The 12,506-nt window shown below is 35.5% G+C and carries 10 protein-coding genes; 6 read left to right on the top strand and 4 right to left on the bottom strand.

Annotated elements, in window-relative coordinates; genetic code table 11:
• Window positions 1-23 precede the first annotated feature (23 nt).
• From AC061E_RS03005 to AC061E_RS02990, 4 genes are all read left to right on the top strand, one after another.
• Window positions 24-1,265 carry a 3-phosphoshikimate 1-carboxyvinyltransferase gene (locus AC061E_RS03005; RefSeq protein ID WP_478284933.1) on the top strand — a complete coding sequence of 414 codons (1,242 nt, stop codon included), beginning with the start codon at window positions 24-26 and terminating at the stop codon, window positions 1,263-1,265.
• Between the two features lie 141 nt (window positions 1,266-1,406).
• Window positions 1,407-2,456, top strand: coding sequence for a tRNA preQ1(34) S-adenosylmethionine ribosyltransferase-isomerase QueA (gene queA / locus AC061E_RS03000; RefSeq protein ID WP_144891626.1), 1,050 nt, complete (start codon window positions 1,407-1,409; stop codon window positions 2,454-2,456).
• Between the two features lie 315 nt (window positions 2,457-2,771).
• Window positions 2,772-4,070, top strand: a complete 1,299-nt coding sequence (gene kynU / locus AC061E_RS02995; RefSeq protein WP_478284932.1) for a kynureninase — start codon at window positions 2,772-2,774, stop codon at window positions 4,068-4,070.
• A gap of 87 nt (window positions 4,071-4,157) precedes the next feature.
• A complete protein-coding gene (locus tag AC061E_RS02990; RefSeq protein ID WP_478284931.1) occupies window positions 4,158-4,586 on the top strand; it encodes a YMGG-like glycine zipper-containing protein in 429 nt (142 codons plus the stop codon).
• A gap of 63 nt (window positions 4,587-4,649) precedes the next feature.
• Here AC061E_RS02990 and AC061E_RS02985 read toward each other — a convergent pair whose 3' ends face one another.
• Both AC061E_RS02985 and AC061E_RS02980 read right to left on the bottom strand, forming a co-directional pair.
• The gene (locus AC061E_RS02985; protein WP_478284930.1) at window positions 4,650-6,182 is read right to left on the bottom strand and encodes a cryptochrome/photolyase family protein; all 1,533 of its coding nucleotides are present in this window, start codon (window positions 6,180-6,182) and stop codon (window positions 4,650-4,652) included.
• 2 nt (window positions 6,183-6,184) lie between these two features.
• Complete coding sequence (locus AC061E_RS02980; RefSeq protein ID WP_478284929.1) at window positions 6,185-6,826, bottom strand: flavin reductase family protein; 642 nt, start codon at window positions 6,824-6,826, stop codon at window positions 6,185-6,187.
• Between the two features lie 166 nt (window positions 6,827-6,992).
• Between AC061E_RS02980 and AC061E_RS02975 the strand changes: the two genes are divergently transcribed.
• Together AC061E_RS02975 and AC061E_RS02970 are read left to right on the top strand one after the other, a co-directional pair.
• Window positions 6,993-9,380: a penicillin acylase family protein gene (locus AC061E_RS02975; protein WP_478285112.1), complete on the top strand. Its 2,388-nt coding sequence runs from the start codon at window positions 6,993-6,995 to the stop codon at window positions 9,378-9,380.
• 64 nt (window positions 9,381-9,444) lie between these two features.
• Window positions 9,445-10,785 carry an FAD-dependent oxidoreductase gene (locus AC061E_RS02970; protein WP_478284928.1) on the top strand — a complete coding sequence of 447 codons (1,341 nt, stop codon included), beginning with the start codon at window positions 9,445-9,447 and terminating at the stop codon, window positions 10,783-10,785.
• Window positions 10,786-10,827: 42 nt separating this feature from the next.
• Here the strand turns inward: AC061E_RS02970 and AC061E_RS02965 are convergent, their stop codons facing one another.
• Both AC061E_RS02965 and AC061E_RS02960 read right to left on the bottom strand, forming a co-directional pair.
• Window positions 10,828-12,084 carry an NAD(P)/FAD-dependent oxidoreductase gene (locus AC061E_RS02965; RefSeq protein ID WP_478284927.1) on the bottom strand — a complete coding sequence of 419 codons (1,257 nt, stop codon included), beginning with the start codon at window positions 12,082-12,084 and terminating at the stop codon, window positions 10,828-10,830.
• A gap of 43 nt (window positions 12,085-12,127) precedes the next feature.
• Window positions 12,128-12,490: a cupin domain-containing protein gene (locus tag AC061E_RS02960; protein WP_478284926.1), complete on the bottom strand. Its 363-nt coding sequence runs from the start codon at window positions 12,488-12,490 to the stop codon at window positions 12,128-12,130.
• Window positions 12,491-12,506: the final 16 nt, after the last annotated feature.

Here is a 12,506-nt window from a genome sequence, read left to right as displayed (position 1 = left end):
ATTCACAACTTATAATTACAAAAATGAATTTAAAAGTAACTACAAATTCACCTTTCACGATTGACGATGTACAATTAAACATAACAGGTTCCAAAAGCGAAACCAATCGCCTGCTATTGTTGCAGGCTTTGTTTCCTAATATTACGCTCAACAACACCTCTAATTCTGATGATAGCGAGGTCATGCAAAAAGCCTTGAAAGGCAATGCAGAAATAGTTGATATTCATCATGCAGGAACGGCCATGCGTTTCTTGACGGCTTATTATGCAGTGCATGAAGGTCATGAGGTAATACTGACTGGTTCTCAACGCATGACGGAACGCCCAATACAAGTTTTGGTCGAAGCACTACAACAGTTAGGAGCCGTAATAACATACGAGAAAGAAGTAGGTTATCCGCCAATCAAAATCAGTGGTCAAAAAATAACCGCCTCAAAAGTGTCTATCCCGGCTAATGTAAGTAGTCAGTATATTTCGGCTTTGTTATTGGTGGCGCCAAAACTAGAGAACGGAATCGAAATTACATTGGTAGGTGAAATCACTTCCGTTCCCTACATCAAAATGACATTAGCGTTATTGAATGATTTAGAAGTCAAAACAAAGTTTGAAGGCAATGTAATTACGGTTTATCCTAAAAATGAAGTAGCTGCAAAGTCTATGACAGTCGAATCTGATTGGAGTTCGGCATCGTATTTCTTCAGTTTAGTAGCACTTTCCAGTAAGGCTTCAATAACCTTAAAAAGTTACAAACAAGATAGTCTTCAGGGCGATTCCGCTTTGGTCGAAATTTACAAAGAACTTGGAGTTGTTACCCATTTTAACGGGGACCAGATGACCTTGAGCAAGCAACCAGATTTTAGTTTGCCAGAACAAATCAATTTTGAATTAAACAACACTCCTGATGTTGCTCAAACCATCGTAGTTACCTGTCTGGGCCTAGGAATTGGCTGTCACCTTACGGGGCTTCATACCTTAAAAATTAAAGAAACAGATAGACTAGAAGCACTGCGAATTGAATTAACAAAATTAGGAGCAACTATTTCAGTGACAAACGATAGTTTAACGCTAATAGCCACAAAGGATTGTATCCCAAATGTATCTATAGCCACTTATAATGACCACCGCATGGCAATGGCATTTGCACCGCTTGCCATAAAAGTTCCCATAATTATTGAAAATGCCGAAGTAGTTTCAAAATCATATCCTGATTTTTGGGATGATTTAAGAACTATTGGGTTGCATTGTCATGATGAAATAGCCCTCTAAGTGCCCGCTAAACAACGACTTTTAAAAATAAACCCTAAAACACTTGACAACGCCTGTCTCACAATCGTATATTTGCACACGATTTATATCTAGTATCATTTAAATAGGTACTGCATAAATCATAACATATAACTTTTTCAAATGAAATTATCACATTTTCAATTCGATTTACCAAAAGAACTTCTTGCAGAGTATCCTGCCGAAAACAGAGACGAAGCACGTTTAATGGTTATTGACCGTAAAAAACAAACCATAGAACACAAAATGTTCAAAGATGTTATCGATTATTTTGACGAAGGCGATGTCTTAATTTTGAATAATACTAAAGTTTTTCCGGCTCGTTTATACGGAAATAAAGAAAAAACTGGAGCAAGAATTGAAGTGTTTTTATTGAGAGAATTGAACTCTGAGCAAAGACTTTGGGATGTTCTTGTGGATCCAGCGCGTAAAATTAGAATTGGAAACAAACTATATTTTGGTGACGATGACTCTCTAGTTGCTGAGGTTATTGACAATACTACTTCTCGTGGTAGAACCCTACGTTTTTTATATGATGGTTCTTACGAGGAATTCCGTAATAAATTAACAGAACTTGGTGAAACTCCAATCCCAAAATACATTTCTAGAGATGTAACTCCTGAGGATGCGGAGCGTTACCAAACAATTTATGCTAAAGAGGAAGGTTCTGTAGCAGCACCTACAGCCGGTTTGCATTTCTCTAAGCATTTATTGAAAAAACTAGAAATAAAAGGAATCAATTTTGCTGAGGTTACGCTTCACGTAGGCTTAGGAACTTTTAATCCTGTTGAGGTTGAAGATTTATCGAAACACAAAATGGATTCTGAGGAATTAAAAATTACTCAAGGAGCCTGTGATATCGTAAACGCAGCCAAAGCTAAAAAGAAACGTATTTGTTGCGTAGGGACAACTTCTATGCGCGCTGTAGAAAGTTCTGTTTCATCACAAAACACACTTAATCCGTTTGACGGATGGACAAATAAATTTGTTTTTCCACCGCACGATTTTGCTATCCCAACGTGTATGATCACTAATTTTCATACTCCAAAATCAACTTTATTAATGATGATCTCCGCTTTTTGTGGACACGATTTAATGAAAAGAGCATATGCCGAAGCAATCGAGGAGAAATATAAATTTTACTCTTACGGTGATGCCATGTTGATTCTATAATACAACAAAATCATATCATAAGTATTAAATCTCGTCATTCGTGGCGAGATTTTTTTTGGTGTGACCCTCCCCGAAAAAGGTCGGGTCGGGTTTTACGCTATATCTTTATTTTCTTAAAGAAAGAAAATAAAGGATGCCGCTACAACCCCTCACACAAACCCGTCCGCAAAACTCGATCCTCTCCTATCAAGATTTTTAATAATAAAGCTCAGTAATATGTCTCTTTTTTTTTGGATTTCATGAAGTTCCTAATTGGTTTAAACACTTGCTACTATCGCTGCATTTTTTGTACATTTACCAATCAAAACTGAACGTATGAAATTTCAAAATACCCTTGAATTTGCAAGGCAACTAGATATCCAAGATCCTTTAAACAAATACCAAGACGAGTTTATATTTCCTCAAGTAAACGGAAAAAAAGTAATTTATTTTACCGGAAATTCACTTGGATTGCAACCAAAACGTACCAAAGCTTTTGTAGATGAAGTCATGGACGATTGGGCAAACCTAGCTGTAGAAGGGCATTTTTATAGTGATAAACCTTGGTGGGATTACCACGAACGTTTTGCTAATCCGTTGAGTAAAATCGTTGGTGCACTTCCTTCAGAGGTAACCGTGATGAATACCTTGACCGTAAACCTTCATTTATTGATGGTTTCTTTTTACCAACCTACAAAAACCAAATTCAAAATTATTTGTGAGGAGAAAGCATTTCCTTCGGATCAATATATGTTTCAAAGCCAAGTTGATTTTCATTCAAGATCGGTAGGTTTTGATCCCCATGAAGCATTAGTAGAAATTAAAAGACGCGAAGGGGAACAAAACATCCGTCTTGAAGATCTGTTAGCAAAAATTGAAGAAGTAGGCGATGAGTTGGCTTTGGTTCTCATTGGAGGTGTCAATTATTACACTGGTCAAGTTTTTGACATGAAAACGATAACTGCAGCAGGACACAAAGCAGGTGCTTACGTAGGATGGGACTTGGCTCATGCTGCGGGAAATGTAAAGCTAGAATTGCACAATTGGAATGTAGACTTTGCTTCATGGTGCAGTTATAAATACATGAATTCAGGACCAGGGAATGCATCTGGTTGTTTTATTCATGAAAAACATCATAACAATAGTGAGCTTCCAAGATTTGCAGGGTGGTGGGGACATAACAAAGAACGTCGTTTTAAGATGGAACAAACTTTTGATCCCGTTCATGGTGCAGATGGTTGGCAAATTAGTAATTTACCCATATTGTCATTAGCTCCTTATTTGGCATCGGTGACTATGTTTGACGAAGTAGGAATGGATGCTCTAATTCAAAAAAGAGACAGTATCACATCGTATTTAGAGTTTATTTTACATGAAATCGATAAAGAAGTTGAGAGTACTTTTGAAATCATTACACCACAAAGCCCATTAGAAAGAGCTTCCCAACTTTCTGTCTTACTGCATGGTGAAGGACGCAGTTTGTTTGATTATTTAATGAAAAATGGGGTAATTACAGATTGGCGTGAACCTAATGTGATTCGTTTAGCGCCAGTGCCTTTATATACCTCTTACGTTGACATGTATGAGTTTGGCCAAATTTTAAAAAAAGGAATTTTAGAGAAAGCGAGTCGATGAATTATGTAAATTTAACCTGGAATTTGATAATTGAAGAAGGGTTTAAATGTTGTTACTTTGTTTTTTAACAATAAAATAAAACTAATTATGAAAATAGTATACTTTATGCTACTTGCTTTGGCAGTAGTTTCTTGTCAAAATCAAGGCAAAATGGATGTTGCAAAAGTAAAAGCAGCAACAGTTGATTCTATGAAAGTAGAAATGGAAAAGCAAAGAGTGATTGACTCCATGCAGCAAGTGATGGTGAAAATAGAAGAGGAAAAATTAGAAACCAAGAAAGAAGTTGTTGTAGTTAATCAACAAGCTCCTCAAGCAACAACGACTACAACTACCACAACTAAAAAGAAAGGTTGGAGTAGCACAGCCAAAGGAGCAGTAATTGGTGCAGGAGTAGGAGCAGCAACTGGAGCAATTATCAGTAAGAAAAAAGTTCAAGGAGCTATTATTGGTGGTGTTGCAGGTGCTGGAGTGGGCGCAGGAACAGGTGCAATTATTGACGGTAGTAAGAAAAACTAAATTCGTTTTTAGAAAATAATAAAAGCGTTTCAATTCTGTGAGGAGTTGAGACGCTTTTCTAGTTTAATACGAATCCATATTGTTTATAATATCATTTGCCTTAAGCTTGATCTTGTATAAATCTTCAGGATCAATTCTTTTAAGAAGGTTAAGCATCATTCCCATGCGCTGGTTTCCTTTAAAATAGTCTTTCTTTTCGTCCAAAAAATTCCAGTAAAGCGTATTAAATGGGCAGCCTTTATCTCCAAATTTTTCCTTCACATTGTAATGGCATTTAACGCAATTGTTACTCATTTTATTGATATAACTTCCTGAGGAAACGTAAGGTTTTGTTGCGATAATTCCGCCATCTGCGTATTGTGACATACCTCTTGTATTGGGCATTTCTACCCATTCGATGGCATCAATATAAACACCTAGATACCAATTGTCTACTTCGTCAGGATGAATTTGAGTTAATAAAGTAAAGTTTCCTATTACCATCAAACGCTGAATATGATGTGCATAGGCATCCTTCAAACTTTGATTAATAGCATGACTCATGCAATTCATTTTAGTTTGACCTGTCCAGAAAAAATCAGGCAGTTTATTGGTGTTGTTTAAAGCATTCATTTTAGAATAGTTAGGCATTTCTTTCCAGTAAATTCCTCTTATGTATTCACGCCAACCTAAAATTTGCCGAACAAAACCTTCAACCTGTGAAATGGAAATGCTGGATTCATGTTCATGATAATATGCAACTACAGTTTCAATCACTTCTTTTGGCGAAAGCATTTTGCTGTTCATAGCAAACGATAAACGTGAATGAAACAGATATTTTTCATCTGTATGCATGGCGTCTTCGTAATCTCCAAAGTGGCGAAGCAAATGATCACAAAAATAACCAAGTTGCTCTAATGCTTGCCGTCGGCTTGTAGGCCAGTCAAAGTTTTTTGGGTCAATTGTACCAAATGTATTGATGCCAGCCTTTTCAATTTGAGAGAGAAGCGCTTCAATATCGGTCCCAAATTTTTTTGCTGCAGGAACTGGAACTTCTCCTTTGTATTTTTTTCGATTTTCAGCATCAAAGTTCCATTGATTGCCAACTGGTGTTGAGCCATCCATTAGAACATGGTGTTTCTTACGCATGTGTCGGTAAAAATTTTCCATCAACAATAACTTTTTACCTTCAAAAAAATCGGTCAACTCCTCTCGCTTGGTATAAAAATGTTCCGTATCGAATGCTTGGGTCTCAATGGTAAGTTTTGAGCAAATCAATTTTAATTGCTGATCCAGACGGTATTCGTCAGGTAGTTGATATTCAAATTTGGCAATGCCATATTTTTCAATACAAAAGTCAATCAATTGATCTAAATTTTGAGGATTGTCTGAGGCTGTAATTTCGAAGTAGAGTACTTGATGACCTTTATCTTTAAGGTCTGTGTAAAAATGCCTCATGGATTGAAAGAATGCCACAACTTTCTGTATGTGGTGCTTGACATAATCTGTTTCCTGACGCATTTCGGCAAGCATATAAATGGTATTTTCGTCTTTTTCTTGAAACCAAGAGTGCGTCGCATTCAACTGATCACCAAGGATTAACCGTAGTTTTTTCATTTTTATTTTTTGAAAAAGGAAGTTGTTGGAATTTCTTTGCGTGCGTATTGGAAACGATCCAGTAATTTGGGTAAACAATACCCGTCTAAACCATTTATAGCAACAACATTTCCACGATCTATTTGCAACCAGCCATCTTTATGTTCTAATTCTTCTTTGTAAAAAAGATGTTCAATTGATGCAATAACATGTATGGTGTCATTTTCTACAATATGATATTCATTAACATATTTACACAATAGTTGTACAGGACTCCCCTTAACAAAAGGAGTAGGGATACCTTCTTTGAATTCCTCTTCAAGTGTTGTTTTGTCAAACTCAGAAACTCCTAATTCATAATTGGCCGAGGTGTGATGTGCAGCCTCAATCATATCTGCTGTGATGTGATTTACGGTAAAGTAGCCAGTATCTTTAATGTTTTTGTATGTATCTCTAGGAACCGTAGTGGGGCGCATAATAAACCCAATCATTGCAGGATTACTCCCCAAGTGGGTTACGCTACTAAAAATGGCAACATTTGATTTTCCGTCTATAGATTTTGTTCCCAATAGATTTGCTGATTTATATCCCGTACACGAATTGATTAAGTTTAATCTTTCAATTTTTTCCATTTGAGATATGATATCTCTTGAAATATGTTTCATAAGTCGTATTATTTTAAACAAAGATACTTTTTGTTTAATTAATCAAGAAATAAATTAAACAAAATATAGAGATTTTAAATTATTTTATTGCATCGTACTCCAGTCGTAATTATTTGTTTCATATCACTTCCAAATCCTATATATTTGTTTTTCAATTTATCCCATGATGAAAACACTAAAAAAATCTCTTTTTATTTTGCTTCTACTAGTAGCCGTTTTAGCAGGTTCCATTTTTTTGTATGCGCTATACTCAAAACCTACATATGAGGGTGAGGTAGTGTTAAAAAATATTCAAAAAGAAACAACCGTTCATTTTGATGAATTTGGTGTTCCTCATATCTATGCAGCAAATTCAAAAGATGCCATGGTTGCATTAGGGTATGTCCATGCACAGGATCGATTATGGCAAATGGAACTAATGCGCCGCATAGCTCCTGGAAGGTTGTCAGAAATCTTTGGATCAGTAGCATTGAAAAATGATAAATTTTTTGCCGGCTTAGGGATTGAAGAAGCCTCAGCCAAAGCAATAGCAGCATTAGATAAAAATAGTCCAAGTTACCAATTGACGATGTCTTATCTTGATGGGATTAATCAGTATTTAGACCAGGGGAAAACGCCGATAGAGTTTAGTTTGATTGGAGTGAAGAAAGAAAAGTTTACTATAAAAGATGTGTATAATATTTTTGGATACATGTCTTTTAGTTTTGCAATGGCTCAAAAATCAGATCCTTTGTTAACAGATATTCGCAATAAATATGGTGCCGAATACCTTAAGGATTTAGGAATAAATGGTGAATTTAATACTACGAAAATAAATAACGCATCCGAAAATCCCCAAGAGTATGCAGCTATATCTAAGTCTATTGCAAAACTTTTAGACCAATCACCTGTGTCTCCTTTTATAGGAAGTAACAGTTGGGTTATTGCGCCAAAGAAAACTAAAAACGGAAAAGTTATTTTTGCTAATGATCCACATATTGGGTTTTCTCAACCGGGAACTTGGTATGAAGCTCATATTGTTGTACCAGATTTTGAGTTATATGGTTGTTATTTAGCAGGAACACCCTATCCTTTATTAGGGCACAACAGAGATTATGCTTATGGATTGACCATGTTTGAAAATGATGATATCGATTTATATCAAGAACAATCCAATCCCAAGAATAACAAAGAGTATAAAACTCCTAGTGGTTATGGGACATATGAAATTAGAAAAAAAACAATAAAAATTAAAGACTCAACAGATTGTGTTTTGAATGTGAAATTAACACGTCATGGGCCTATTATGAATGACTTAATGGATGGTTTAGAGGCTAATAAGCCCGTAGCCTTATCTTGGATTTATACACAACAACCCATCAATATTCTAGATGCAGTTTATTTTCTTTCGCATGCAAAAAGCAAAGCTGATTTTAGAAAAGGGGTTGCATTAATAACTGCTCCAGGATTAAATGTAATGTACGGCGATGCTAAAGGAAATGTAGCATGGTGGGCTACTGGTAAATTGTACAAACATAATAAAGGAGTAAATCCAAACTTTATCTTAGATGGAGCTTCGGGTAAGGATGATATTGTTTCGTTTTTGGATTTCTCCAAAAATCCTTCGGCAGTAAACCCAAGATGGAATTACGTTTATTCAGCAAATAATCAGCCGGAACCTATAGATGGATTTAATTATCCTGGATATTATTTGCCAGAGGATCGCGCCAAAAGAATTGCTCAATTATTAGATTCTAATTCCTCTTGGGATAAAGAAGCTGTGGGGAATATGATTTTTGATAATGTTTCATCGGTTGCGCCAAATGTAGTCAAAGAGTTGATTGCAAATTGTAGTTCTAAAGCACTTTCGGGTACTCAAAAACAAGCAATTTCTATTTTAAAAGATTGGAAAGGCTCTAATAATCTGGATGATGTTGCTCCTACAATTTACAACAAATGGGTATATCAATATATGAAAAACACTTTTGAAGACGAGTTAGGAAAGGAAAAGTTTGAAATGTTCCTGGGCACCCATGTCATGAAACAGACAATTGCGAATCAAATACAAAATAAAAATTCGGTTTGGTGGGATAACATTAATACTAAAAACAATAAAGAAACTAGAGAGAATATAGTATTACAGTCATTTAAAGAGGCTATATCTGCGCTTGAAAAACAATTGGGCCCAGACGTATTGGCTTGGACTTGGAATAGAGTTCATACTTTAGAACACCAACATCCTTTGAGTAAAGTTGCTGTTTTGAAAAACATTTTCAATGTAGGTCCTTTTGAGGTATCAGGTTCTAGCGAGGTTATTAATAATTTATTTTTCAGTTATAATAGCAGTGGGGTTTATGATGTAAAAGGCGGGCCTTCTACCCGAAGAGTTATAGATTTTTCGGATATTGAAAACAGTTTGAGCATTTTGCCTACTGGACAATCAGGGAATCCCATGAGTGCCCATTATGATGACCAAGCGGAGTTGTACAATACAGGTAAATTTAGGAGGATGCTTTTAAATAAGGAGGAAATTCAAAGGACTTCTACTAAATTAATTTTTACTCCTAGTAAATAATGTTTAATTTTTAAGAGCTTAAACTAATTAATGAGTAGTTTTGCTTAACATATTATCAAAAATAATGCAAACACCTCAAAAAATTGCTGTAGTTGGTTCAGGTTTAGTAGGGACTCTATTGGCAATATATTTAAAAAAATTAGGACATACTGTTCATGTTTATGATAGAAGTCCGGATATACGCAATATTCAATTTTCTGGTCGATCTATCAACTTAGTAATGTCTAATAGAGGATGGAAAACATTAGAAGATATAGGTCTTGATGATGAAATACGTGCTATCGGTATTCCTGTAGACAAACGAGGAATACATTTACAAGACGGAAGTTATGTAACTCAAAATTATGGTAAGGAGGGAGAGGCAATCTTTTCACTTTCAAGAGGGATTTTAAACCGTAAAATGATAGATCTTGCCGAAAAGGAAGGGGTGGAATTCTTTTTTAATCAAAAAATATGGGACGTCACCTTAAATGATGCTACTTTACACATAGGTGAAACGGAGCGTGGTGAATGGACAGAGATTAAATTTGACAAAGTTTTTGGAGCTGATGGTGCTTTTTCACGCATTAGACACAAAATGCAACGTCAATCGATGTTCAATTATTCTCAAGAGTTCATGAAAATAGGGTATAAGGAATTGCATATTCCTGCAAATCCTGATGGTTCACATAAAATAGATGCCAACTCATTACACATTTGGCCAAGAGGAGATTTTATGTTAATGGGTTTATCTAATCTTGATGGTAGTTTTACATGTACTCTTTTTATGCCTTTTGAGGGAGATAATTCATTTGAAAAGCTAAAAACGGAGAAAGACTTAGTTGATTTTTTCGCTAAATTCTTCCCTGATACAAAAGCTGTAATCCCGAATCTGGTGGAAGATTTTTTTAAGAATCCAACCAGTTATTTGGTAAAAATGAAATGCTATCCTTGGACCTATGAGGATAAAGTTGCTTTAATAGGTGATGCCGCTCATGCAATAGTACCTTTTTATGGTCAAGGGATGAACGCGGGATTTGAAGATATTACTATTTTACAAGACTGTATTGATAAACACGGAGACAACTGGCGAGCAATTTTCTTAGAATATGAGCAACTTCGCAAACCAAATGCGGATGCAATTGCAGAATTAGCAGAAAGAAACTTCATGGAAATGAGCTCAAAAACTGCTGACGAGAATTTTTTATTGCAAAAGAAAATTGAAAAATGGTTCTCAGACAAACATCCTGATAAATGGACTCCTCTTTATAGTTTGGTCACTTTTAGTCTTACACCTTATGCCGAAGCGCTGGCGCTAGGGGAATACCAAAACAAAATAATGGAAGAAATTTTAAAGATGGATGATATTGCTACTATCTGGGATTCCAAAAAAGTAGAAGATAAAATATTGGAACTTTTACAATAAAACAAAGGACTCTTTTTTAGAGTCCTTTGTTGTTTTTTCTAGTTATTTTTTTGTGGCGGGTTTTAATAAAACACGCAATGTACTGTCATTATTAAAGTAACTAAACATCCAGTTTACAAAAATAGAGAGTTTGTTTTTTACGCTCAAAATTAACATGAGGTGAATAAACATCCACGTGAACCAGGCCAATCGTCCTTGAAAACTAAATTTAGGCAAATCGACAACTGCTTTCCGTTTACCTACTGTGGCCATGGAACCTTTGTCGTGGTACTCATATTCAATTTTCTTTCCATTTTTTAAAGCTAATTTGAAGTTTTTAGCTAGAATTTTGGCTTGTTCAATAGCTACACTTGCTACTTGTGGGTGTCCGTTTGGATATTTTGGGGTTGTCATAAATGCAATATCCCCTAGAGCATAAACAGAATCTAATCCAGCAATGCCATTAAAACGGTCTACTTGAAAACGGTTGCCTCTTGTTAATGCACTTGTTGGTATTCCTTCTAGAGTATTTCCAGTAATACCTGCAGCCCATATTACATTTTTTGAACGGATGATTTCTCCATTTTGTAAGCTTACCGTTTTCCCGTCGTAATGACTTACAAGGGTATTGGTCATTACAATCACTCCTAAATCCTCAAGATATTTCTTAGACATTTTTTGGGAGTCAACACTCATTGGATTCAAAACATTGGGTGAACCCTCCAGTAAATAAATGGTAAGTTTTGAGAAATCTTTGTCAGGATAATCTTTTGGGAGTATGTTTTTTTTCATCTCTGCAAGTGCCCCCGCAAGTTCAACACCGGTTGGTCCGCCTCCTACTACAATAAAGTTCATTAAAGATTGCAATTCATCAGCAGGTGCAATCAAGGCGTCTTCAAAGGTTTGTAAAATTTGGTTGCGCAATTGTATCGCCTCCGGTACTGATTTCATTGGGAATGCATGTTTCTCAATTTCAGTATTGCCAAAATAATTTGTGGTACATCCAAAAGCAACTACTAAGTGATCATAATCAAAATCAGCAATGGAGGTTTGGAGAGTTTTATTTTGAGTATTCACACTATTAACATTAGCAATACGGATACGAACATTTTTTGAATGTTGAAATACTTTTCTCAAAGGAAAAGAAATACTTGCAGGCTCCAGTCTAGCGGTAGCCACTTGATACATCAAAGGTTGAAATTGATGGTAATTGTTCTTGTCTATTAGTAATACATCATAATTGGTGTTTTCTAAATCTTGGGCTAGACGCAAACCTGCAAATCCTGCGCCTACAATAACAATTTTTTTTGGAGTGGACATAAATATCGTATTTTAAGACTTAAAGATAATAATAGTATACGGTTTATTCCTCTCTATTAACTTTTTCTATTGAAAATGCAGGTTTGCAAATAGCAATATATTCACAAGGCTCGTTAAAAGGATTGGAATATTGCACTCGTGTATTTTTTTCAATTTTTATAGATTGACCCGCTTCAAGAATAACAATTTCGTCGTCTATTATAAATTGTTTTTTACCACTGATAATATAAGTATACTCCTCAAATTGAGGAGTTTGAAATGGTTCACTCCACTTTGGGGGAGCCACCATGTGAGCAATTGAGATGTCGTTGTTTTGAGTTGCAATTAAGCCATGGTGTTCTTCAATCAATTTGCCGTCTGTGGTTGGGACTACAAAAGGTTTATTTTGAACTAAATATTTTTTCATATTTTGATTTTATAGC

This window comes from Flavobacterium sp. GNP011 (assembly GCF_056428925.1).
The sequence above is the reverse complement of the archived record's forward strand: the minus strand, read 5'-3'. Positions and strand labels throughout refer to the sequence as shown.